The 23,521-nt window shown below is 64.6% G+C and carries 21 protein-coding genes; 20 read left to right on the forward strand and 1 reads right to left on the reverse strand.

All coding sequences use genetic code 11. The annotated features are described in order from the left end of the window. Positions 1–5 precede the first annotated feature (5 nt). The 11 genes from VFG49_RS15195 (at position 6) to VFG49_RS15245 (ending at position 11,812) form a co-directional block, all read left to right on the forward strand. The gene (locus tag VFG49_RS15195) at positions 6–851 is read left to right on the forward strand and encodes an SPFH domain-containing protein (protein WP_324861990.1); all 846 of its coding nucleotides are present in this window, start codon (positions 6–8) and stop codon (positions 849–851) included. Beyond that, positions 848–1,888 (forward strand): SPFH domain-containing protein, encoded by a 1,041-nt coding sequence (locus VFG49_RS15200; RefSeq protein ID WP_324861992.1) that lies wholly within the window; start codon positions 848–850, stop codon positions 1,886–1,888. The genes VFG49_RS15195 and VFG49_RS15200 overlap by 4 nt, the downstream gene beginning before the upstream one ends. After that, on the forward strand, positions 1,885–3,768 hold the full coding sequence (locus VFG49_RS15205; protein ID WP_324861994.1) for a cation-translocating P-type ATPase: 1,884 nt from the start codon (positions 1,885–1,887) through the stop codon (positions 3,766–3,768). The genes VFG49_RS15200 and VFG49_RS15205 overlap by 4 nt, the downstream gene beginning before the upstream one ends. 36 nt (positions 3,769–3,804) lie before the next feature. After that, positions 3,805–4,590 (forward strand): DUF2796 domain-containing protein, encoded by a 786-nt coding sequence (locus VFG49_RS15210; RefSeq protein WP_324861996.1) that lies wholly within the window; start codon positions 3,805–3,807, stop codon positions 4,588–4,590. A 62-nt stretch (positions 4,591–4,652) separates the two neighbouring features. Continuing rightward, entirely contained in the window at positions 4,653–5,288 is a 636-nt protein-coding gene (locus tag VFG49_RS15215) for an ATP-binding cassette domain-containing protein (protein WP_324861997.1), read from the forward strand. Between the two features lie 3 nt (positions 5,289–5,291). Beyond that, positions 5,292–6,548, forward strand: a complete 1,257-nt coding sequence (locus VFG49_RS15220) for an ABC transporter permease (protein ID WP_324861999.1) — start codon at positions 5,292–5,294, stop codon at positions 6,546–6,548. A gap of 242 nt (positions 6,549–6,790) precedes the next feature. Beyond that, a complete protein-coding gene (locus VFG49_RS15225; protein WP_324862001.1) occupies positions 6,791–7,276 on the forward strand; it encodes a DUF3299 domain-containing protein in 486 nt (161 codons plus the stop codon). Between the two features lie 385 nt (positions 7,277–7,661). Beyond that, on the forward strand, positions 7,662–8,267 hold the full coding sequence (locus tag VFG49_RS15230) for a hypothetical protein (protein WP_324862003.1): 606 nt from the start codon (positions 7,662–7,664) through the stop codon (positions 8,265–8,267). 394 nt (positions 8,268–8,661) lie between these two features. Next, the gene (locus tag VFG49_RS15235) at positions 8,662–9,087 is read left to right on the forward strand and encodes a MerR family DNA-binding protein (protein WP_324862005.1); all 426 of its coding nucleotides are present in this window, start codon (positions 8,662–8,664) and stop codon (positions 9,085–9,087) included. Between the two features lie 182 nt (positions 9,088–9,269). Continuing rightward, complete coding sequence (locus VFG49_RS15240; protein WP_324862007.1) at positions 9,270–11,555, forward strand: heavy metal translocating P-type ATPase; 2,286 nt, start codon at positions 9,270–9,272, stop codon at positions 11,553–11,555. A gap of 98 nt (positions 11,556–11,653) precedes the next feature. Beyond that, positions 11,654–11,812: a hypothetical protein gene (locus VFG49_RS15245; protein ID WP_324862009.1), complete on the forward strand. Its 159-nt coding sequence runs from the start codon at positions 11,654–11,656 to the stop codon at positions 11,810–11,812. A 9-nt stretch (positions 11,813–11,821) separates the two neighbouring features. Here the strand turns inward: VFG49_RS15245 and VFG49_RS15250 are convergent, their stop codons facing one another. Then, complete coding sequence (locus VFG49_RS15250) at positions 11,822–12,730, reverse strand: hypothetical protein (protein ID WP_324862012.1); 909 nt, start codon at positions 12,728–12,730, stop codon at positions 11,822–11,824. Positions 12,731–12,927: 197 nt separating this feature from the next. Between VFG49_RS15250 and VFG49_RS15255 the strand changes: the two genes are divergently transcribed. From VFG49_RS15255 to fdnG, 9 genes are all read left to right on the forward strand, one after another. After that, positions 12,928–13,335, forward strand: a complete 408-nt coding sequence (locus VFG49_RS15255) for a ketosteroid isomerase-related protein (protein ID WP_324862014.1) — start codon at positions 12,928–12,930, stop codon at positions 13,333–13,335. Between the two features lie 3 nt (positions 13,336–13,338). Then, on the forward strand, positions 13,339–13,935 hold the full coding sequence (locus tag VFG49_RS15260; protein ID WP_324862016.1) for a GNAT family N-acetyltransferase: 597 nt from the start codon (positions 13,339–13,341) through the stop codon (positions 13,933–13,935). A gap of 13 nt (positions 13,936–13,948) precedes the next feature. Further along, entirely contained in the window at positions 13,949–15,244 is a 1,296-nt protein-coding gene (gene folC, locus VFG49_RS15265; RefSeq protein ID WP_324862018.1) for a bifunctional tetrahydrofolate synthase/dihydrofolate synthase, read from the forward strand. A gap of 61 nt (positions 15,245–15,305) precedes the next feature. Further along, positions 15,306–16,349, forward strand: a complete 1,044-nt coding sequence (locus VFG49_RS15270; RefSeq protein ID WP_324862021.1) for an SPOR domain-containing protein — start codon at positions 15,306–15,308, stop codon at positions 16,347–16,349. Positions 16,350–16,376: 27 nt separating this feature from the next. After that, positions 16,377–16,982 (forward strand): CvpA family protein, encoded by a 606-nt coding sequence (locus VFG49_RS15275; RefSeq protein ID WP_324862022.1) that lies wholly within the window; start codon positions 16,377–16,379, stop codon positions 16,980–16,982. A gap of 16 nt (positions 16,983–16,998) precedes the next feature. Further along, positions 16,999–18,474 (forward strand): amidophosphoribosyltransferase, encoded by a 1,476-nt coding sequence (purF, locus tag VFG49_RS15280; RefSeq protein ID WP_324862024.1) that lies wholly within the window; start codon positions 16,999–17,001, stop codon positions 18,472–18,474. 110 nt (positions 18,475–18,584) lie between these two features. After that, on the forward strand, positions 18,585–19,394 hold the full coding sequence (locus tag VFG49_RS15285) for a ferritin-like domain-containing protein (protein WP_324862026.1): 810 nt from the start codon (positions 18,585–18,587) through the stop codon (positions 19,392–19,394). Positions 19,395–19,474: 80 nt separating this feature from the next. Further along, positions 19,475–20,221, forward strand: coding sequence for a VOC family protein (locus tag VFG49_RS15290; protein ID WP_324862028.1), 747 nt, complete (start codon positions 19,475–19,477; stop codon positions 20,219–20,221). 216 nt (positions 20,222–20,437) lie between these two features. Further along, positions 20,438–23,515, forward strand: coding sequence for a formate dehydrogenase-N subunit alpha (fdnG, locus tag VFG49_RS15295; RefSeq protein WP_324862030.1), 3,078 nt, complete (start codon positions 20,438–20,440; stop codon positions 23,513–23,515). Positions 23,516–23,521 lie beyond the last annotated feature (6 nt).

The raw sequence follows: 23,521 nt of genomic DNA on the forward strand, positions 1-23,521 counted from the left end.
TCATCGTGAGCCCCGGGGAGGGCGTCGTGGTTACCCGGCTCGGGCGGCCCGTTCGCGTGCTTTTGACGCCGGGGGCTTCGTTCAGATGGCCCATTCCGATCGAGTCGACCACGCCCGTGGACTTGCGCTTGCGAACCACGTCCAGTGGCCTGCAGGACGTGGGTACGCGCGATGGCCTACGTGTGCTCGTGCAGGCGTATGTGGTCTGGTCAGTGCCCGCACGCGCGGATGCGGCAGAGCTGTTCTTGCGTTCCGTGCAAAACGATCCCGATGTAGCGGCCTCGCAGCTGCGCAGCCTCATGGCGTCCTCGCTGGAAATCACCACCAGCAGTTTTGATCTGGCGCAGTTGGTGAATACGGATCCGGCCAAGGTACGCATCGACGATCTTGAGGACCGATTGCGCCGTCTGGTCGGTGAGCAAGCGCGTCGCGTCTATGGTACGGAGATCCGCCAGGTTGGCATCGAACGACTGACGCTATCCGCTGAGGCCTTGCAGGCCACCATTCAGCGCATGAAGGCAGAGCGCGATACAGTCGCGGCGCAGCGATCGGCGGAAGGCCAGCGCCAAGCCTCACAGATCGTTTCCGAAGCCGAGCGCGATGCGCGCATCACGCTTGCGAGCGCCAAGGCCGAGGCGGCGTCCATCGAAGCCGACGCGCAAACCAAATCGACCGCGATCTACCAGCAAGCCTACGCCACAGATCCCAAGCTCTACACGATCCTTCGCTCGTTCGACACGATGGATGCGGCTGTTGGCCCGGGTACGCGCATCGTGTTGCGCACCGATGCAGCACCGTTTCGCATGCTGGTCGATGGCCCCACACCTGGCGCGGGGACAAAAAAGCCATGACGGTAGCGCGCTCCACCGTCCTGGCCGAGACCTTGACCTGGTCTTTTCGGCTGCTGTTTGCCCTTGTCGCTGCACTGGCGGGATTGTGGCTCGTGCGTGGCATCCAGCGTGTGCCCCCGGAAAATCGCGCCGTCGTCATGCGCTTCGGGCAAGTCATTCGGACGGCGGGTCCCGGCTTGCTGCTCACATGGCCATCTCCCATCGACTCGGTTGTCCTGCTGCCTTCGCAGGGGCGACAGGTGCAGTTCGCGCCTGAGGCGCTGGAAAACCAGTCGCCCCTGGACGAGCGCGTGGCTGGCACCCCTGGCCAAGGGTTTGTCGCCTCGGACAACGCGCGCGACAACACGTGGTTTTTCTTGACGGGCGATGGTGCGGTGGTGCACCTGCGCACCATGTTGTTCTACCAGATCGATGATCCGGTGGCGTACATCACCGCAGGCGATCACATCGAGCCCATGCTTCGACGCGCGTTGATTGCGTCGGCAGTTCAACTGTGCGCCCGTCGCTCGCTTGACGGCATTCTTGTCGCTCGTCCCGAAGCGGCAGGCGCCCCCGGGCTTGTCGCCCAGCGTGAGCGGTTTGCATCCGAGCTGGTGAAGGCAGTGAACCGCCGCCTCGGCGAGGCGGCGGGCCAGGGCTTGGGTGCGGGCATCCAGGTCGCGCGCATTGATGTCGTCCCTTCCATTCCTGGCGGGGCCAAAGAATCGTTCGACAACGTGCTGGCCGTTGAGCAGCAGGCTGAGCGATCGCTGGCCGATGCGCGTACCACGGCGGAAGGGCGGCGCCAGATTGCCGAGCAGGGACGCCAGCAGCTCATCGACGAAGCGCGGGCGCGCGCTGAAGAGTTGGTTCGCACCGCGCAAGCGCGCTCCGCGCTCGTTTCGTCGTTGGGACGAGACCCGTCGGTCGACCGGCGCACTCTCGTCGAAAAGATCTATCGCGATCGCATCAAATCGTTGTTCGACATTGCAGGAAAGATCGACGCCGTGCCGGTGACGTCACACGCCCATACCTTCGTTTTCGGAACAAGCCCATGAGCGTCATGTCTGTCGATGCCAACACGCTGCTCTTGACCGGCACTGAGCGGCACCGATGGCGCCTGCGCATTGTGGCCGTCCTTCTCGCCGCGGGCATCCTGATGTTTTCGTTTGCGCTATCCGCGCTGTCGCCTTCACGGGTGGTGGAGGTGGCGTTGCTGCAAGCCATAGCGGCACTGCTGGTGGCGGGGCCTGCGTTCGCAGCCGCTGTTCGCAGCCTCAACCAACCCGACCTGCACGGCGTGGTGGACCAACTGGTTGCCTTGGCGATCCTTGCATGTCTCGTTTCAGCAAACTTTGTCACTGCCACGCTGCTGCCGGTCATCATGCTGGTCGGCCAGATGCTCGAAGATCGCTCGTTGCTTGGAACGCGCGAAGCGGTGGAGGCGCTTTCGGCACTCACTGCGACCACCGCGCGACGCATCCGTGGCGACGAGGTTTACACGGTTCCCGTTGAGACCTTGGTCGCTGGCGACGTCATCGAAGTCCGCCCGGGCGATCGCGTGCCTGCCGATGGCGTGGTGTTGTCGGGCACGGCAAGCGTCGACACGGCATCGCTGACGGGTGAATCGATACCGGTCGAGGTGGCGCGCGGCGATACCGTATTCGGCAGCTCACTGAGTCTCAACGGTTTGCTTCATCTGCAGGTGTCGCGCGTGGGCTCGCAGTCGGCGCTGGGTCGCGTGGTGGCGCTCATGCAGGACGCGGAGCGCAGCAAGCCACCAATAACTCGGCTGCTAGAGCGCTATGCCGGACGCTATCTGGTACTGGTGATCCTCATCGCGCTGATGCTGTGGTTCACCACGCAGAACACCGGAGCGGTATTGGCCTTGCTCGTCGCGGCGTGTCCTTCGGCGATGGTCTTGGCCGCTCCTTCGACCGCGCTTGCCGCTGTCAGCGTGGCGGCCCGGCACGGGGTGCTTGTGAAGAGCAGCGTGGTGTTCGAACGGCTGGCCGAAGCCGATGCACTGATCGTCGACAAGACGGGCACGGTCACCACCGGGCGCCTGCGGGTGGTGCGGTTGCAACCGACCGATGGTGCCGATGTCGTACGACTGGAGGCGGTAGCGGTTGCGCTGGGTACCGCCAGCAGCCATCCCGTTGGGCGCGCGATTGCCCATCTCGGGGCTGCGCCGGCCACACTTGATGACGTGCAAGAGGAAGCAGGCTTCGGGATGCGTGCCCGCAGCGACCAGGGTGTCGTGCTAATGGGGCGCGAGTCGCTGTTGGCGCGACATGGCGTGCTGGTGCACGAGCCACCACGCCACGACGGTCCGGTGGCCGCCGTGGCCGAAGGGGGGCACCTGTTGGGTTGGGTGTGCCTGGCTGACGAAGTGCGTGATCGCGTCGCCGAGACGCTGACAGCACTTCATGGGTTGGGCCTGGGCCGGCAAGCGTTGTTGACGGGTGATCGCCAGGTCGAAGCTGATCGCGTGGCCGCGCTGGTGGGGCTGGAAGAAGTTGTAGCCGGTGCGCTGCCTCCCGACAAGCTGGCCTTTGTGCAAACGGTGGTGGCTGATGGCGGTAAACCGCTGGTGGTCGGTGACGGCATCAACGACGCACTGGCCTTGCGGGCGGGTCTGGTCGGCATGGCGATGGGAGGGCAGGGCAGTGACATCGCGCTCGCGTCGGCGGACATCGTGCTTACAGGCGATGACTTTTCACGCGTCGCCACGGCGGTCCGGCTTGCGCGTCGCACGCGTCGCACGCTTCGGGTAAACCTGGGACTGAGCGCGGCCTGGACCCTGGCCCTGGTCATCCTTGCGATTACCAGCGGATGGGCTGCCAACGGCGCGTTGGCAGCCGCGGTCCTTCAGAACGTGGGTGCGTTCGTCGTGATCGCCAACTCGGGGCGTCTTATGAAGTTCACGGAAGCCTGAGGTTTCGCCCGAGCGCCCTTGCGAAACACGGCAGTCATGTGGCGCGGCGCCTATAACGGACTGGAATGGGCGAGCAAGTACATGCAGGTCGATGCGACGCGCGGGATGTGCGCACTGCTTGGATCTGTCACGGCAGCATGCGTGCTGATGGTGGTTGCCGCGGACCGGCGAAGTCTCGCGCTGCAGTGTGTGGGCGACGTGACCATGCCCGACGGCACGTACCGCGGAAGAAGGCTGGCGAGGGTGGGTAGGTGTCGTGTATGGTACGTTATAACATTGCAATTCGGGGCGCGATCCATGAAGGCATGCACGACGGTTCTCACTACCCTCCTGTTGCTGAACCCGCTGGTCAGCACGGCACAAGAGAGACACCTCGGCCCGCACGTGCATGGCCAAGCCAGCGTCAACGTGTCGATCGATGCCCGCGAAATGGACGTGGCAGTCAGCCTGCCAGGTCACGATGCCGTTGGCTTCGAGCATCCGCCGGGCTCGCCAGCCGAGCGCGCTGCCGTGGATAAGGCCACCGCCACGCTCAATCAGCCGACCTGGTTCGTCCTGCCTGCGGCGGCGCACTGCACGCTCGCTTCGGCAAAGGTGTCTCCACACGGATTTGGCGATGCCGCGGAACCGGGCGGTCACGCGGATTTCGATGCGACCTACCGTTACACGTGCGGCATGCCGGACCAGCTTGATCATCTGGACGTCCGTTTGGCATCGGCGTTTCCAGCGGTTCAAAAAATCGTCGTCAACCTTATCGCGGCAGCCGGAAGCAATCAGCAGACCCTGCACGGAACGACCACACGAGTTGACATCCAGCAATGAGCACGGCGCAGCCCTTGCTACGAACGCGTGCGCTTCGACATTGCTGGCCTCACGGCGGCCACGTGCTTGCCTTGGAGGATTTGACGGTGGCGCGAGGGCAGACGCTGTTTCTCCATGGGCCTAGCGGCAGTGGCAAGAGCACGCTGTTGGGACTGCTCGCCGGCGTGCTTGCGCCATCCTCGGGCGACGTCCACATTCTAGACGCGTCGTTTGGATCCATGTCGGCAGCAGTGCGCGATCGGTTTCGTGCGAATCACCTTGGCTACATCTTCCAGCAGTTCAACCTTCTGCCGTTCCTCACGCCGGTTGAAAATGTGTTGCTCGGATGCGCCTGGTCGGCTGAACGCAGCAAGCGTGCCGGCGGCACACATGCGCGAATGGTGGAAGAGGCGCAACGACTGCTCGCCGCGCTCGGCCTGGGTGCACACATCTGGTCGCGGGCAAAGACCGGCGAACTCAGCGTGGGGCAACAGCAGCGCGTGGCTGCGGCACGAGCACTTATGGGTGGACCTGAGCTTTTGCTGGCCGACGAGCCAACCTCTGCGCTTGATGCATCGAGCCGCGACGCCTTTCTGAAATTGCTGTTGGATGAGTGTGGTCTTCACGGCACGAGCGTGGTGTTTGTCAGTCACGACATGGCCTTGGCCCGCCATTTTGACCGCTCCGTTGCGCTGGCCAGCGTGCCCCAGGAGTCGTGAATCATGCGGCTGCTTTCCTTGACGCTAAAAAGCATGCGCCAGCGCAAGGCCGGCGTGGCACTCACTATCTTTACCGTCGCATTGAGCGTGTTTCTGTTGCTCGGCGTCGAACGCGTACGGACCGATGCTCGACAGGGTTTTGCCAGCACAGTATCGGGCACCGACCTCCTGGTGGGTGCGCGCAGCGGCCCGGTCACCCTGCTGCTTTATGCGATCTTCCACGTGGGTGAGGCCACCAACAACATCACCTGGAAAAGCTATCAGGATATCCGGTCGATGCCAGAGGTGGCCTGGACCGTGCCACTTTCCCTTGGCGACTCGCACCGCGGTTTTCGCGTCACAGGCACGACGTCCGACTTTTTCGTCCACTATCACTATGGGCGTGGCAACCCCCTGGCCTTCGCCCGTGGTCGGCCTTTTTCGGACCTCTACGACGCGGTCATTGGCTCAGAGGTTGCACGCCAACTGCACTACAAGGTGGGCGACCGTATTGTCTTGTCGCACGGCTTGGGCGGAGCCAACCTGGCCAGCCATGCGGACAAGCCGTTTCGCATCAGCGGCGTCCTGTCGCCGACGGGTACGCCTGTGGATGCATCCATCGCCGTCAGCCTGGAGGCCATCGAGGCCATCCATGTCGATTGGCACTCCGGGATCCGGCTGCCGGGCATGGAGGCGTCGGCAGATCAGGCCCGCCATATGGATCTGACGCCCAAGGCCATCACCGCGACGCTAGTCGGCCTGCACTCGCGTCTCTCCGCATTCGCGGTGCAAAGCGCCATCAACGACTATCCGGAAGAACCCTTGCTGGCTGTGCTGCCAGGCGTCGCGTTGGGTGAGTTGTGGCATCTGGTAGGCACCGCTGAAAGCGCGTTGCGCGTGGTCAGTGCGATGGTGTTGCTTGTGGGCATGTCCGGGATGCTGACTGCGTTACTGGGGATGCTGGGAGAACGACGCCGGGAGATGGCTGTGCTGCGCGCCGTCGGCGCTTCCACCAAAGCCGTGTTCGCACTGCTCGTCATGGAAAGCACGCTCCTGACGGTCGCCGGCATGGCCGCGGGCGTGCTTCTGCTTGATGCCATCACAGCCATCGCCCATAACTATCTCCTGGCCACCTTGGGCTTGGTCATCGACCAGAGCCCGGCGCCGGGTGAATGGCCGCTCCTCGTGCTCGTGCTCGCCCTGGGATCGCTGGCTGGATGCATCCCGGGCTGGATTGCTTATCGCCGTTCGCTTGCTGACGGTCTTCAGGTGCGCCTCTGATGAAAACCCACAGTATCTTCGTTGCCCTGGCAGTCATTGCCCTTTCGGGCTGTAGCGGAACCGATCAAGCGGGCTCGTCCACACCGGCGCGTGCTGCCACGTCGGCGCTCGCTTCCGCGCAAGCGGCGGCCGATGCTACCCGAGCCGCACGTGCCAGGGCGCAGGCCGACGGCGTCGAAGCCGCAAAGGCATTCGATGCAGCATACGGCTCGCCCAAGGCTGCACCCACGCCAGACGCCTCCTTGCTCGGCCCGCGCGACGAAAACGGATACGCAAACCTTGACTGGAGCCACATGGTTCCGCCCGAAGACATCAAGACGTTGGAGAACGCGCCGCCGGTGCTGCATGTCGGTAACCAGCGCATGAAGCAGATCGGCACCTTGCACACGGTGGGGGCGCTCAACAACCAGAAGGTCAAGCTCTCAGGCTATGTTGTGCCGCTTGAATCCGACGACGACGGCAAGATGGTGGAATTTTTCTTTGTGCCGTTCTATGGCGCCTGCATCCATGTACCGCCACCGCCGCCGAACATGCTCATCCATGTGAAGCTTGTCAAAGGCATCGACACGCCAAGCCTGTATAGCCCGTTCACGCTCAAGGGCGTATTGCGCACCGAAGTCACGCAGAACGCGATGGCTGCGTCCGCCTACGATATGGTCGACGCTTCGCTGGGCACCTACCGCGAAGCCGATGCGGACGCTGACCGGCTGCGCCAAGCCTTCGAATGAGCGGGCATGGCGCTCCCATTTCATGGGCATGCCCGGTGTTCGGTGTGCCGATAGGCGCTGCCCTCGCAAAACCCAACCCGAACCTGGTAAAGCGCCTACGCAAGGTCACTTTTTTCGAGGATCACCTTGCAGGTCATCGCCAGCAGCAAAGCGTTGTCCACGCCCAGCACACCATGGTCCGCGATCCCGTGGCTAGACAACATTTGTTACATCCTTTCCCGAGCCGGTCGCGAGTGGCGTAATGAGGGGCTGGCTTCTCACCTTGGGACTTGCCGTTGCGGCAGTGCCTGCCGTAATAGCCGTTATCGAGTCGAATGCTCGGATCGGTGGCCGGGTGCCGTCACCTATGCAGGCTACGGTGTCTTCTTCCGGCGGGCGTTCTCCCATGCCGATCGTCGTCGCCGGCGAAGAGGCCATCCGGGTAGGCTCGCGCATGCAGGCGAACCAAGACATTGGCAATGACGTCATTTTCCTCATCATGGCTACCCTGCGCAGGCGCTGTCACCCAACGCTTGCCCACGATTTGCCGCGTATGGCCGTCATAGCGCGCCTTCCTGTGCTATCGCCAGGCGACGGAACGGATCGGTATTCCGAGGATCTCCGGCATGACATCACGTTCACAGTCAACGAGATCGCACGGCGCGCCGCATGTTCGCAACCTTTGGCACTTCGGATCGGCAGCTACAGCAGCGTGCTGGACCCGGAGGCCTACGCGCGCGCATTCCCTGAAAGTTACTTTTCCCCAACGTCCGTCGAGACATCCAAGGAGGCGCAAGGCGCAAGCCTGGAGCAACGCGTGGCTGACAGCTGCACCGCCGTGGTTTACGCGAAGCTGCCCTTGGACAATGTGCATGCGTGGCAGTGTGCGGCTCTTCGCCGTAACGCGCGAGTCGCCATCTTCCGCGTGTGCCACACGGAAGGCACGTTGCCCGCACAAGCGGCATCACACATTCAACGTCTCATCGACGCAATGCCTTTGACATGCCAATAGTCACAGAGCGCCCCATGACTGCCTGACCTCGTTGATCCAGCGTTTTCCCAGGCGTCACGAGGATTCATGAGCAGGGCTGGCTGTAACGGGCGAAGGTTCGATGCTTCATCGTCAAGGGGCCCGGCGTGGAGTGTCTCAGTACCACGTGGCCTCCTGCGCGGATGCCGCATCAGGGTGATTAGGGCAGGTTATCGAAGGTCGGTGGCGTGCCCAATTTCGTCCTCAAACGGCAGCTTGATGCCATCCCGTATCCGCAGACCTCCGTCCAATGCCATGGTTAAGAGCTAGTGACGAGGTTAGGGGTGCCAGTGCCAAAGTCAGGGCATCCCGACAACCGTCGAACGAGGGCAGGAGGCTTGACTCTGGAGCTGGATCAAAGGTCTAGACTTTGGCCATGAACACTCCCCCATCCCCCATGACCATCGGTGCCGTCGCCAAGCGCGCCGGCGTGGCCATCGACACCATCCGCTATTACGAGCGTGAAGGCCTGTTGCCGGAGCCGCTGCGGCGCGCTTCGGGGTATCGCAGTTACGACGACGGCGTGGTGCGGCAGCTGCTTTTCATTCGCCGTGCCAAAAACCTTGGCTTCACGCTAGAGGAAATCCGCGAATTGCTGACGCTGTCCACGGATCGCCAGCGCGGCGTGAAAGCGGTGAAGAAGCGGGCGCAGGAACGCTTGGCCGCGATCGACGAGCGCATCGCCGAGCTGACGCGTGTGCGAAACGGGCTGGAGCAGTTGGTCGATGCCTGTCCGGGTCACGGTTCGCCTGACCAGTGTCCGATCCTGCAGGCGCTGGCTGCGCAGGAGTACGAGGCATGAGCGCGGAAAAGCATGCCTGCTGCGGTGACGGGCAAAGCGCGTCTGCGCCGGTGGTGAAAGCATGTTGCGCGCCCGCACCAGCGGCACCCGAGTTCGAGGCAACCTCGTGTTGCGGTAGCTCGTTGAGCGCATCGCACGAACATCACGCTGCGCATGAGGGACATCATCATCACGCGCATGTCGTGAAAGATCCCGTCTGCGGCATGGATGTGGACCCGCACACGGCGATACACCAGGCCGAATACGGCGGGCACACCTATTACTTCTGCGCGCAGCAATGCAAGGAGAAGTTTCTCGCCGATCCGCAATGCTATCTGCAGCCACATGCGGAGCCTGCACCCACGCTGGCGGGCGCGATCTACACCTGCCCGATGCATCCGGAGATCCAGCAGGCGGACCCTGGCCACTGTCCCAAATGCGGCATGGCGCTGGAACCGATGATGCCGAGCCTCGACGAGGACGACGGCCACGAGCTGCGTGCGATGGCGAAGCGGTTCTGGATGTTGCTGGCGCTGATACTGCCGGTGTTCGTGCTGGCGATGGGGCCGCATCTGTTCGCCTGGCACTGGCCGGCGCCGTGGGATGAAGTGGCGGCATGGAGCGAGGCGGCGCTCGCCACCGTCGCCGTGCTGTGGGGTGGTGCGCCTTTTTTTGCGCGCGGCTGGCAATCGCTCAGGCCATGGTCGCCCAACATGTACACGCTGATTGCGCTGGGTACCGGTGTCGCCTGGCTCTATAGCGCAACGGCGTTCCTGTGGCCGTCATGGTTCCCGACCGGTTTCCACGGCATGCATGGCCGGGTGGGCGTGTATTTCGAATCGGCGGCGGTGATCGTCACGCTGGTAACCCTGGGAGATTTCCTTGAGTTGCGTGCGCGGTGCCGCACCGGCGCTGCGCTGAAAGGCCTGCTGGGATTGACGCCCAAGACCGCCCGCCGCGTGGATGCCGACGGTAGCGAACACGATGTTCCACTTGATGATGTGCACGCTGGCCACGTGCTGCGCGTGCGCCCGGGCGAGAAGTTGCCGGTGGACGGCGTGGTGCTCGAGGGCGCGAGCCACGTGGACGAGTCGATGCTCACTGGCGAACCGTTGCCGGTGGCGAAGGCGATCGGCGATCGTGTTGCCGGTGGCACGGTGAACCAGGACGGCGCGCTGCTGATGCGCGCGGAGAAAGTCGGGGCGCAAACCATGCTGGCGCAGATCGTCGCCCTGGTGGCGCAGGCACAGCGCAGCAAGGCGCCGCTGCAACGCGTAGCCGACCGCGTGGCTGCGTGGTTCGTGCCCGCGGTGGTGGGTGTCGCCGTGCTGGCGTTTGCCGCGTGGGCGTGGCTTGGGCCCGATACCCGGCTGGCCTATGCGCTGATTGCCGCGGTGTCGGTGCTGATCATTGCCTGCCCCTGCGCGCTTGGTCTCGCCACGCCGATTTCCATCATGGTCGCCAGCGGTCGCGCGGCGCAGAACGGCGTGCTTTTTCGCGACGCGGCGGCGATCGAGGCGTTGCGGGAGATCGATACGCTGGTCGTCGACAAGACCGGCACGCTCACCGAGGGCCGCCCGGCCCTGATCGATGTTGTCAGCGTGAGCGAGCATCCGTTTGATCGCCTGCTGGCGTGGGCCGCCGCGCTGGAAAAGCCCAGCGAACATCCCTTGGCGCGTGCCATTCGCGAAGGTGCCGAGGCGCGCAACATCCATGCTCCTGCCGTGGCGGATTTCCGCTCGCTCACCGGCGCGGGTGTCGAGGGTTTGGTGGAAGGGCATGCCGTGGCGCTGGGCAATCGGTCGCTACTGGCGAATATCGGCATCACGGCGTTGCCGTCTGTCGTCGAGCGCGCCGACGCCATGCGTCGCGCGGGGGCAACCGTGATGTTCCTGGTGGTGGATGGCGTGCTGGCGGGATTGGTCGCAGTGGCCGACCGCATCAAACCCAGCACGGCCCAGGCCATTGGCGACCTGCACGCGGCTGGCCTGCGCATCGTCATGCTTACCGGCGACAACGCGGTCACCGCCCATGCCGTGGCCGGCACGCTTGGCATCGATGAGGTGCACGCGGATGTGTCGCCGGCCGACAAGGCGGCATTGATCCGCTCGCTTCGCGCGGAAGGCCGCCGCGTCGCGATGGCGGGCGACGGCATCAACGACGCGCCGGCGCTGGCGGTGGCCGATATCGGCATCGCCATGGGCAGTGGTACGGACATTGCGATGGAAAGCGCGCAAGTCACCCTGGTGAAGGGCGAGTTGACGGCCATCGTGCGTGCGCGTGCGCTGTCCCGTGCCACGGTGCGCAATATCCGGCAGAACCTGTTCTTTGCTTTCATCTACAACGCGGTGGGCGTGCCACTGGCGGCCGGCGCCTTGTATCCGCTGCTTGGCGTGATGCTCTCGCCGATGGTCGCGGCGCTGGCGATGAGCCTGTCGTCCGTCTCGGTGGTTACCAACGCGCTGCGCCTGCGCTGCACGCCCTTGTGATGATTGTCACCCGCGATACCTGACGGCACGCCCTGCTGCACGGGCGGGGCGATGCGGATGATGACTCCCGCACCGAACCGGTGCGGGAGGGGATCGACATGAACATCATCAACGACACCCGCAGCACGCTGGAAAAGCACATGCCGCTGTTGCTTGGCCTGCTGGTCGCGCTGCTCGCCGGTCGCGCGCTGAAGAAAATGTTCTGGACGGCGTTTGGCATGTATTGGGCGCTGCGCGCCAGCGGCATTCACTGGTGACCGTGGTGCCTAGGGCGACGCCGCCGGCTTCGCCTTTGCGTGCGCTTCCAGCCATGACGCCAGCGGCACCTGCCAGATGTTGTACTTGCCGTTGTCCCAGTCGGCGCGCGTCACACCAACCGCAAGTTCGCTGAGGCGGTCGCTGGCGAAGTAGAGCGTGCGATGGTCGGGGCCCAAGCGGGCCTCGGCATCCGACCCCGCACTGTTGACGACATCGCCGAGATGGATCGGCGTGCCCCAGTGCTCGCCATCGCGGAAGGCGATGAACAGGTCGATCTGCCTGGCGGGCGGCCGGCTGGAACCGAACACGACGAAGGACTCGTCGGGCGCTACGGCCGGATCGACATCGGTCACCGTGCCGTCGCTGAAGGGCAGGGGCTGCGGCTGCTGGTACGCGCCGTGCACGAACGCAGCACGGTACAGCCGGAAATGCTTCGGATCATCCGCGGGTCGCATGAAGTAGAGCGTGCCATCCGCCGCCACGCTGGGGGCGAAGGTGGAGTCACTGCGATTGATGGCATCCGGCAGGCGCACCGGCGCCGACCAGCCATCGCCTTCGCACCGCACCATCCACAGGTTGCCGCCGCCGCCCGGGAAGCTGCGTCCCATGAAAAAGCCATCCAGAGGCTTGCCTCCTCCGCTCTTCGGGCGATTGGAGATGAACACGAGGAAGCGGCCGTCGGGGGACATGCTTGCTTCCATGTCGCTCCACTGGCCGGAGAACGGCGCGGTTGCCGGCGTGCTCCAGCGTCCGTCCTGGCGATGGCTTACGAGGATGGTCGAACGCTTGCCTTCGCTGCGCGAGAAGTAAACCGTGTTGCCGTCTGGTGCGAAGGCGGGTGCGCTGTCGTGCGCCGGTCCTGAAATGACGCCGGGCGCGAAGACCGCGGGTGTGGCGACGTTGGGTGTGTCCGCCATGACGGCGGCGGAAAAGACGAGGGCACTGCACAGCAAGCATCGAGCTATCAAGGCATGTCTCCCTGCGGGGCACGGTATCGGACCGCAAGCACAGACCGCTCGCAAGTGCATTCGTTCGGCCGTCCATGCCTTGAGGGAATATCTTGAATCCGTGTTGCCTTAAACTTTGCGACTCCCCGTTTCCGCAGGAAGCCGCCATGTCCGACAGCATCGCCCTGGTCCAGCGTTACTACGACGCCTTCAACCGCGCCGATTGGGACGCCATGCTGGCCTGCCTTGGCGACGACGTGGCGCACGACATCAACCAGGGTCATCGCGAAATAGGGAGGGACACGTTTCGTGGCTTCCTTGCCCGCATGAACCGGTGCTACCACGAGCAGCTGCACGACATTGTGCTGATGGTCCATGCCGACGGTGGCCGCGTTGCCGCCGAATACGTGGTGCACGGCGAATACCTTGCCGACGACGCGGGACTTCCGCCCGCGCGCGGCCAGCGCTATGTGCTGCCCGGTGGCGCGTTTTTCGACATCCGCGACGGGCGCATCGTGCGCGTCACCAACTACTACAACCTGCAGGACTGGATTACCCAGGTGACGGGCGCCTGAGCCATGGCCGCGCGTGTCATCACCTGCACGGGCGCTCAGGTGGGCGCGCACCTGGATTCGCTGGCGCGGCTGCGTATCCGCGTGTTCCGCGATTACCCGTACCTTTATGACGGCGACATGGCCTACGAGCAGCGTTACCTCCAGGCCTATGCACGGTCCGCCGGCAGCGTGTTCGTGCTGGCGCTGGATGGTGATGATGTGGTGGGCTGCTCCACCGGCATACCACTGGTCGACGAAACTCCCGCGATTCGTGAGCCCTTCGAGGCGCGTGGCTTCCGCACGGACGACGTCTTCTACTTCGGCGAATCGGTGCTGCTGCCATCGCACCGGGGGCAGGGCATCGGCCATCGTTTCTTCGACCTGCGGGAGGCGCATGCGCGCAGCCTGGGCGGTTTCCGCTGGACGGCGTTCTGTGCCGTGGAGCGTGCACCGGACGATCCGCGCAGCCCACCTGGCCATCGCGCCAATGACGTGTTCTGGCAAAAGCGCGGTTATCGCCGCCAGGACGAGATGTTCTGTACGCTGGACTGGACCGAAGTCGGCGCCACCGCGCCATCGACCCACCGCCTGCGATTCTGGTTACGCCCCCTTGGCGATTGACGATACTTACCGCATGACCCGCACCCTCGACGAATGGCTGGCCTACCAGGAACGCGTGAACGTGCGCAGCATCGAGCTGGGGCTTGATCGCGTGCGTGCCGTATGGGAACGCATGGGCGCCGCCGCCCCGGCGCGGCGCGTGATCACCGTGGGCGGCACCAACGGCAAGGGCTCCACGGTTGCCCTGTTGGAAAGCATGCTCAAGGCGGCCGGCCAGCGCGTGGGTTGCTATACCTCGCCGCACCTGCTGCATTACCGCGAGCGCGTGCGCATCGACGGCGCTGACGCTTCCGATGACGCCCTGATCGCAAGCTTCGAGCGCATTGAATCTGCGCGTGGCGATATTCCGCTGACCTATTTCGAGTTCGGCACGCTGGCCGCGCTGGACCTGTTCTCGCGTGCAGCGCTCGACGTCGCCGTGCTGGAAGTGGGCCTGGGTGGGCGCCTGGACGCGGTGAACATCGTGGACGCGGACGCCGTCATCATCACCACGGTCGATCTCGACCATATGGATTGGCTGGGCCCCGATCGGGACAGCATCGGGGGGGAGATGGCCGGCATCGCGCGGGCCGGCCGGCCCGCCATCGTTGGCGAGAGCGATCCGCCCCAGGGATTGCTGGGGGCGCTCGAACGCATTGGCGCCCGCGTGGAGCGCGTAGGCGAGGCGTACTTCGTGGAGCCGGTCGCCGGAGGTGGCTGGCGCTGGCGCCACCGCGACGGCACATCCTGGCTGCTGCCCAACCCCGCCCTTGCGGCGCCGGTGCAATACGCCAATGCCGCCGCCGCCATCGCGGCCCTGCGTTCCCTGCAGGCAGTCGATGCGGTCATGGGCGGCCTCAACCTGGAGAAGGCGGCTTCGGCGGGCTTGCGCGCGGTGCACGTTGCGGCGCGGCTGCAGTCGCTGGGAGGTGATCCGGAGCTGGTCGTTGACGTGGGCCACAATCCGCAGGCCGCGCGTGCGCTGGCCCAATGGCTGGATGCGCATCCCGGCGGGCAAGTGCATGCCGTCTACGGTGCGTTGTCGGACAAGGACGTGGGTGGCGTGATCCGAGCGCTGGGTGCGCGCATCGATCACTGGCATCTGGCGGGGCTCGAACGTGATACGCCGCGCGGGCTGCCGGTCAGCGTGCTGCTCGACCAGCTGCTGCTGGCGTTTCCCGACGCGCGCCATGACCTGCACGACGATGTATCGTCCGCTCTCGCTGCGGCACGGAAGGCCGCAAAACCCGGCGAACGCGTGCTCGCGTTTGGTTCGTTCTTCGTCGCTTCGGCCGTACTTTCTGAATCGGCGGGCGCTTCTTCGGCCTGAACGGCAGGCGGGACAGGTATAATCGCGCCCGTTCCCGCACCCTTGTCGTTTGGAGCCTGTCTTGAAAACACGTCTGCTGGGCGCTGCCGTACTCATCGCACTGGCTGTACTCGTCGTGCCGATGTTCTTCTCCAGCAATCCTCCGAGCACGAGTGGCGATGAATCGGTGAGCCTGGCGATCCCGCCCGCGCCCGATCGCGATCTGCAGACCAAGACCATGAGCGTCGCGCCGGGTGCGGCACCCGCATCCACGGCCGCGGCTGCGCCCAGGCCGGCAGTGCCGGCGCCGACGGCGGTTCCTGCTGCTGCCCCGCAGGGTTCCCCCGACCAGCTGGCTACGGTGAACATCGGCTCCAGCCGTCCCAAGGATGTGGAAACCGATCCGACCGCGGGCCAGAAGCCCGAGCCGACTACGGTGACCCGTCCCGGCTCCAGCGCTGCGCAGCCGGTGATCCCGGTGCAGGGCAAGGCCGATACGACGAAGGCCGCAGCGCCTGTCACGGCTGCGCCGACCACAGCGCCCGCCATGGCACCCGCAACCGCTGCCCACGGCCAGTACTCCCTCAATCTCAGCGCCTATGCGTCTGGCGCCAGCGCGCAGGGCCTTATTCAGCGCGTGCGCGGCCTGGGTTACCCGGCCAACGGCCGCAGCATCAACCAGGGCGGCAAGCAACTCACGATGGTCACGGCCGGCCCGTTCGAGTCCCGTGCCGCGGCTGAGGCTGCGCGGCTGAAGATCACGCAGACCATTCCGGGCGCCCCGGCGCGCCTGGAAAGCAGCGCCAGCACGCCTGCGCAGGATGACGAGGCGCCCGCCGCCAAGCCGGCTGCCACGTCCGCCCCGGCAACGGCCAGCGCGGCGACCAAGCCCGGCGGCTGGGCCGTGCAGGTCGCGGCCATGGGCAGCCAGGCCGATGCCAACGCGTTGCGCGACAAGCTGCGCTCCAACGGTTTCGACGGCTACGTGGATACGGTGAATGCGAACGGCAAGCAGCTATGGCGCGTGCGTGCCGGTCCGCAGACGCAGCGTGCGGACGCCGTGCGCGTGCGTGACCAGATCAAGACCAAGCTGGGCGTGGACGGCAACGTCGTCAGCGCTCCCTGAACCTGAACCCGCCGACACGGTGACCCGGTGAATTGGGCCGATTACATCATCCTTGTGGTGCTCGGCGTCTCGGTCTTGATCGGACTGTGGCGCGGCCTTATCTCCGAGGTACTGGCGCTGGCGATCTGGATCGCGGCGTTCTGGGTAGCCTGGACGTTTGGCCCAAGCGTGGCCGGTTACTTCGAGCACAGCATCCAACTGCCGTCGGCGCGGATCCTGGTGGGTTACGGCATCTGTTTCATCGCCGTGCTGATCGCCGGAGCGCTGTTGCGCTTCCTGGTGAGCAAGCTGGTCGAGGGCACCGGTTTATCCGGTACCGATCGCCTGCTGGGCATGGTGTTCGGGTTTGTCCGCGGCGTGCTCTTGGTGACGCTCGCGGTGTTCCTGCTCGGGTTTACCGCATTCATACGCGACCCGTGGTGGAACGAGTCGGCATTGTTGCCGCAGTTCAAGGGAATGGCTGCGTGGCTGGGCGAGCGCGTGCCGGACAGTGTCCGCCACCACCTCAATCCCCCGGCACTGCTGGACCATTTGCCCGCCTTGCCGGCGGGTGTCCCGGGCGCTTCACCAGCGACCGGGCATGAAACCCATCCTGCGACCGCAACCACGGCCGCTCCGGCACACACTTACTGATTACAGGCTTTCAACCATGTGCGGAATCATCGGCATCGTCGGCACCAGCGAGGTCGCCGCGTCACTCTATGACGGCTTGACCGTGCTGCAGCATCGCGGCCAGGACGCCGCCGGCATCGCCACGGTGGATGGCGCCCGCCTGCGCCTGCACAAGGGCAACGGCCTGGTGCGCGACGTATTCAGCCAGAGCGCGATGAGCGGCCTGCACGGCCGCATCGGCATCGGCCACTGCCGCTATCCCACGGCCGGTTCCGACGGCTCGTCCGAGGCGCAGCCGTTCTACGTGAACTCGCCCTATGGCATCGCCTTTGCCCACAACGGCAACCTGGTGAACACCGAGACGTTGCGCAAGGAGATGTTCGAAGACGACCGCCGCCACATCAACACCGATTCCGATTCCGAAGTGCTGCTCAACGTGCTGGCGCACGAGCTGCAGATCCAGGATCGCATGGCGCTGACGCCGGACCACATCTTCAAGGCCGTCGCCGGCGTGCACCAGCGTGCGCGTGGCGGCTATGCCTGCATTGCGCTGGTACTGGGCTATGGCCTGCTGGCGTTCCGCGATCCCAACGGCATTCGTCCCCTGGTGCTGGGCGAGCGCGTCACCTCGGAAGGCCGCGAATACGCGGTGGCTTCGGAATCGGTGGCGCTGGACATCCTGGGCTTCAAGCGCCTGCGCGACGTGGCGCCGGGCGAAGCGGTGTTCATCACCAACGACGGCCAGCTGCATGCGCGCCATTGCGCGGAAAGCGCCACGCATGCGCCGTGCATCTTCGAATACGTCTACCTGGCCCGTCCGGACTCGATGATCGAGAACGTGTCGGTGTACAAGGCGCGCCTGCGCATGGGCCAGAAACTGGCCGAGAAGATCCTGCGCGAGCGCCCCGATCACGGCATCGACGCGGTGATCCCGATCCCCGACACCGCACGTACCGCCGCTTCCGCACTGGCTGAAGCACTGGGCGTGCCGTTCCGCGAGGGCTTCGTCAAGAATCGCTACATCGGCCGTACCTTCATCATGCCGGGGCAGGGTGAGCGCGTGAAATCGGTGCGCCGCAAGCTCAACCCGGTGGAACTGGAGTTCCGCAAGAAGAACGTGCTGCTGGTGGACGACTCCATCGTGCGCGGCACCACCTCGCGCCAGATCATCCAGATGGCGCGCGACGCCGGTGCCAAGAACGTGTACTTCGCCTCGGCCGCGCCGCCGGTGCGCTACCCGAACGTCTACGGCATCGACATGCCGGCCGCATCCGAACTGGTGGCCGCCGGCCACACGGAAAAGGAAGTGGAGCAGGTGCTGGGTGCCGACTGGCTGATCTATCAGGACCTCAAGGACCTGGTGTGGGCCGTGCAGGACGGCAACGAATCGCTGAAGCAATTCGACGCCTCGTGCTTCTCCGGTGAATACGTCACCGGCCTGGACCAGCAATACCTGCAGCAGATCGAGATGCTGCGCTCGGACGACGCCAAGGCGGCGCGCCGCAGCGCGTGACGGTGAGAACCCTGTAGGAGCTCACCCAGTGCGCGATCGCGAGCGGCGGTATATCCGCTTCGTAAGGTTATCGCGCACTGGGTGCGCTCCTTCAGAAAAGCAGCTCTGACATGACCGACCTTCACGCCGCCGCCAAGCGTTGCCTCGACGCCACCGATCCGGCGGAGAAGTTGCGCCTGACGCATGCCACGTGGGAGGCGTTCCTGGCTGGCCAACTGTCGCCGCTCGCCGATTCGCCGCTGCCCGAACCGATCAGCGCACCCGGTCGTCCGCAAAGGCCACAACTGGTACCTCAACGCCAGGTGCCGCATCGCGGACTGGGCACGCCGGAAGGACGCGTCGCGCTGGTGCATGCGGTGGCGCACATCGAGTTCAATGCGATCAACCTCGCGTGGGATGCGGTGTACCGCTTTCGCGACAAGCCACTCGAGTTCTACCGCGACTGGGCCAGTTGCGCGCACGACGAGGCACGCCATTTCGCCATGCTTTCCGGACGCCTCGCCGAACTCGGTCACGCCTATGGCGATTTCGATGCCCACAACGGCCTGTGGGAAATGGCCGAAAAGACCGCGCACCATGACACCGCGCGCATGGCACTGGTGCCGCGCGTGCTGGAGGCGCGCGGGCTGGACGTCACGCCCGGCATGATCGAACGCCTGCTTTCGGTGGGTGACGACCGCACCGTGGCGATCCTCGAAGTCATCCTGCGCGAGGAAGTCGCGCACGTGGCCGCCGGTACGCGCTGGTTCCGTCATTGTTGCGAGCGCGATGGCCTGGACCCGCGCGAAACTTTCCTGGATCTCCTGCGCGACTACATGGGCCGCAACCTGCGTGGTCCTTTCAATCGTCCGGCCCGGCTCGAAGCGGGCTTCGAACACGAAGAGCTGGATCGACTGGCCGACATGGCGCTGCAGTCGTAGACGCAGGTTTCACGACTCTTCCGTCATGCAGGTGATGTCAGGCTTCGGCTTTCGTCGCCGTGCCGCCAGGAGAGCACCCCATGAAATCGCTGCCCGGAAAGCTGGTCTGGGTCGAGCACGCGAGCAAGGATTCCGCGCAGGCGAGCCGTTTCTACGGCAGCCTGTTCGGATGGGAAGACATGCCGATGGATGTCGACGGCCAGCCCTACCACGTGATCATGCAGGCGGGGCAAGGCCTGGGCGGATATCGCAAGGCGCAGGAGGGTGAACCCAACCTTTGGGGCATCTACCTCAGTGTCGAGGACGTCGACCGCAGCTATATGCAGGCGATCGAATCGGGCGCGTCATCCTGCATGCCGCCCACCGACTTTGCGCCGGTGGGCCGCGGCGCCACCCTGCTTGATCCGGTGGGCGCGATGTTCTCGATCTGGCGCAGTGCCACCGACGATGCACCGGACGCCGAAATGCCACCGGGACATTGGTGTTGGCATGAGTTGCACGCCACTGACGATGCACGCGCGCTGGCCTTCTACGAAACGCTGTTTGGCCTGGAACATGACAGCATGCCGGCGGGCGAGGAAACCTATTACATCCTTCGCCACGGCGATGCGCGTCGCGGCGGGCTGATGCGCAACCCGGTCGGCATGGGACCCTCACTGTGGATTCCTTATGTCCACGTGCAGGATGTCGATGCCACCGTCGCGAAAGCGCAGTCCCTGCGCGCGGAAATCACCACCCCGCCGGAAAACATTCCCGGCATCGGCCGCTACGCCATGCTGCGCGATCCTCAGGGTGCTCGTTTCGCGGTCTTCCTGCCGAGGCGATGAGCCGCCGCACCATGAAGCGCGGCTTCTTGCGGAACGCTGGTCGCGCTCGGCGCACGGTGCTCACACATTGCTAACGGCGGCCATGCCGGCCGGTGTGCTACCTTTTTGAACAGGACATGGGGTGACGCCCCCATCGTCTTCACGGAGATTGTCGAGCAACGTCCACCGTCCCTCAGCGGACGGCATGTCTAGCCAGATGTTCCGGGAGCGCAAGCGATGGCACTCACTCGCCGCGAGTTCATCAAGTTCACGGGCCTGGGCTTGGCCGCATCGAGCCTTGGCATGCTGGGTTTCGGGGCCGCGGGGGAGGCGCAAGCCGCCGCCGTGAGACCATTCAAGCTCACCCACGCGACTGAAACGCGCAACACCTGCACGTATTGTTCGGTCGCCTGCGGTCTGCTGATCTACAGCATGGGCGATCGCGCCAAGAACGCGCGCTCCAACATCATCCACATCGAGGGCGATCCGGATCATCCGGTGAATCGCGGCACGCTGTGTCCCAAGGGCGCGGCATTGCTGGATGTGGTGCACGCGCCCACGCGACTGCAGTCGCCGCGCTATCGCGAGCCCGGCGGCACCGATTTCAAGGAAGTCAGCTGGGACTTCGCGCTCGATCGCATCGCCCGCCTGATGAAGGACGATCGCGACAAGAATTTCATCGCGAAGAATGCCGCCGGCACGACGGTGAACCGCTGGACCAGCGTGGGCATGCTGGCCGCGTCGGCGTCGTCCAGCGAAACCGCCTACCTCACGTGGAAGGTGGTGCGCTCCCTCGGCATGGTGGTGTTCGATAACCAGGCGCGTGTCTGACACGGACCGACGGTGGCCAGTCTGGCCCCATCATTCGGTCGCGGTGCCATGACCAACACCTGGCAGGACATCAAGAACGCCAATGTCGTCGTCGTGATGGGCGGCAATGCCGCCGAGGCGCATCCGTGCGGTTTCAAATGGGTGATCGAGGCGAAGATCGAGAACGGCGCCAAGCTGGTCGTGGTCGATCCGCGCTTTACGCGCACAGCTTCGGTGGCCGATTACTACGCGCCTATCCGCCCAGGCACGGACATCGCGTTCTTGAACGGCGTGATCCGTTATCTACTGGAGAAGGACGCCATCCAGCACGAGTACGTGCGTGCGTATACCAACGCCGGTTTGATCGTGAAGGAAGGCTACGGATTCCAGGATGGCCTGTTCAGCGGCTACGACGAGGAAAAGCATACGTACGACAAGTCCAGCTGGGACTACGAGCTGGACGAGCAGGGCTTCGCCAAGTCCGATGACACCTGGCAAGACCCGCGCTGCGTGATGAACCTGCTCAAGCAGCACGTATCGCGCTACACGCCGGAGATGGTTTCGCGCATCTGCGGTACGCCGCAGGACAAGTTCCTGCATGTGTGCGAGCTGTTCGCCAGCACGTCGGCACCGGACAAGGCGATGACCAGCCTGTTCGCGCTGGGTTGGACGCAGCACTCGGTGGGCTCGCAGAACATCCGCACGATGGCGATGGTGCAACTCCTGCTCGGCAATATCGGCGTGGCCGGCGGCGGCATGAACGCCTTGCGCGGGCACTCCAACATCCAGGGCCTCACCGATGTCGGCCTGCTTTCCAACCTGATGCCGGGCTACATGAACCTGCCCAAGGATTCGGAAACCAGCCTCGACGAGTACATGAAGACGAAGCTGTTCAAGCCATTGCGGCCGGGCCAGACCAGCTACTGGCAGAACTATCGCAAGTTCTTCGTGAGTTTCCAGAAGGCGATGTTCGGCGACGCCGCCACGCAGGAAAACAACTGGGCCTACGACTGGCTGCCCAAGCTGGATATTCCGCTGTACGACATCATCAAGGCCTTCGAGATGATGAACAACGGGCAGATGACAGGCTACATCTGCCAGGGCTTCAACCCGCTGCAGGCGTTCCCCGATCGCGGCCGCAGCCGTCGTGGTCTCAGCAAGCTGAAGTTCCTGGTGACCATGGATCCACTCGACACGGAAACCTCGCGTTTCTGGCAGGACTTTGGTCCGCAGAATCCGGCCAAGTCCGCCGAAATCCAGACCGAGGTATTCCAGCTGCCGACCACCTGTTTCGCCGAGGAAAACGGCTCGCTGGTGAATTCGGCGCGCTGGCTGCAATGGCATTGGAAGGCGGCAGATGGCCCGGGTGAGGCGAAGTCCGATATCTGGATCATGACCGGCATCTACCACCGCCTGCGCGAGCTGTATCGCAAGGAAGGCGGCGCGTTCCCCGATCCGCTGCTCAACATCACGTGGAAGTACACCAACCCGACCGATCCGGATCCGGAGGAGTTGGCCAAGGAAATGAATGGTCGTGCGCTGGCCGATCTGACCGACCCGGCCACCAATACCGTGGCTACCAAGGCTGGAACGTTGCTGGATGGTTTCGCCCAGTTGCGCGATGACGGCACCACCGCCTCGGGCTGCTGGATCTTCTCGGGTTGCTTCACCGAGAAGGGCAACCAGATGGCGCGTCGTGACGCCACCGATCCACGCGAGCAGGGCATTGCGCCCAACTGGGCGTGGGCGTGGCCGGCCAACCGGCGCATCCTCTACAACCGCGCCAGCGCGGACCCGGACGGCAAGCCGTGGAATCCGGCCAAACCGGTCATTTCCTGGAACGGCACGCGCTGGGTGGGCGTCGATGTGCCCGACTACGGCCCCACCGTGAAACCTTCCGACGGTGTCGGTCCCTTCATCATGAATGCCGAAGGCATGGGTCGCCTGTTCGCACGCGACCAGATGGTGGACGGGCCGTTCCCCGAGCACTACGAACCGCTGGAATCGCCGGTGGAGAACGTGCTGCATCCGAAGGTCAGCTCCAACCCGATGGCGCGCGTGTTTGCCGACGACCGCAAGACATTCGGTGATGCAAAGAGCTTCCCGTACGTGGCCACCACCTATCGCCTCACCGAACACTTCCACTTCTGGACCAAGCACGCGCTGATCAACGCGATCCTGCAACCTGAGGAATTCGTAGAAATCGGCGAGGCGCTGGCCAAGGAGAAAGGCATCGCGCAGGGTGGTTGGGTGAAGGTGTCATCCAATCGTGGCGAGGTGGTGTGCAAGGCGTATGTGACCAAGCGCATCAAGCCGCTCACCGTCGATGGCAAGCCGACCCACGTGGTCGGCGTGCCGATCCACTGGGGTTTCACCGGTCAGGCAAGAAAGGGCTACGGCGCCAACACATTGACGCCGGCGGTGGGCGATGCGAACACGCAGACGCCTGAGTTCAAGGCGTTCCTGGTCAATGTGGAAAAGACCACGGCACCTGTAGCAGCCTGAGGGGAC

It is taken from the genome of Dyella sp. (genome assembly GCF_035685885.1).
Classification (GTDB): domain Bacteria; phylum Pseudomonadota; class Gammaproteobacteria; order Xanthomonadales; family Rhodanobacteraceae; genus Dyella.

Coding starts and splice junctions, on each gene's coding strand:
- VFG49_RS15200 (WP_324861992.1), top strand. CDS start 848: ATGACGGTAGCGCGCTCCACCGTCCTGGCCGAGACCTTGACCTGGTCT.
- VFG49_RS15205 (WP_324861994.1), top strand. CDS start 1,885: ATGAGCGTCATGTCTGTCGATGCCAACACGCTGCTCTTGACCGGCACT.
- VFG49_RS15210 (WP_324861996.1), top strand. CDS start 3,805: ATGTGGCGCGGCGCCTATAACGGACTGGAATGGGCGAGCAAGTACATG.
- VFG49_RS15220 (WP_324861999.1), top strand. CDS start 5,292: ATGCGGCTGCTTTCCTTGACGCTAAAAAGCATGCGCCAGCGCAAGGCC.
- VFG49_RS15230 (WP_324862003.1), top strand. CDS start 7,662: ATGCCGATCGTCGTCGCCGGCGAAGAGGCCATCCGGGTAGGCTCGCGC.
- VFG49_RS15235 (WP_324862005.1), top strand. CDS start 8,662: ATGAACACTCCCCCATCCCCCATGACCATCGGTGCCGTCGCCAAGCGC.
- VFG49_RS15245 (WP_324862009.1), top strand. CDS start 11,654: ATGAACATCATCAACGACACCCGCAGCACGCTGGAAAAGCACATGCCG.
- VFG49_RS15250 (WP_324862012.1), bottom strand. CDS start 12,730: ATGGCGGACACACCCAACGTCGCCACACCCGCGGTCTTCGCGCCCGGC.
- VFG49_RS15255 (WP_324862014.1), top strand. CDS start 12,928: ATGTCCGACAGCATCGCCCTGGTCCAGCGTTACTACGACGCCTTCAAC.
- VFG49_RS15260 (WP_324862016.1), top strand. CDS start 13,339: ATGGCCGCGCGTGTCATCACCTGCACGGGCGCTCAGGTGGGCGCGCAC.
- folC (WP_324862018.1), top strand. CDS start 13,949: ATGACCCGCACCCTCGACGAATGGCTGGCCTACCAGGAACGCGTGAAC.
- purF (WP_324862024.1), top strand. CDS start 16,999: ATGTGCGGAATCATCGGCATCGTCGGCACCAGCGAGGTCGCCGCGTCA.
- VFG49_RS15285 (WP_324862026.1), top strand. CDS start 18,585: ATGACCGACCTTCACGCCGCCGCCAAGCGTTGCCTCGACGCCACCGAT.
- VFG49_RS15290 (WP_324862028.1), top strand. CDS start 19,475: ATGAAATCGCTGCCCGGAAAGCTGGTCTGGGTCGAGCACGCGAGCAAG.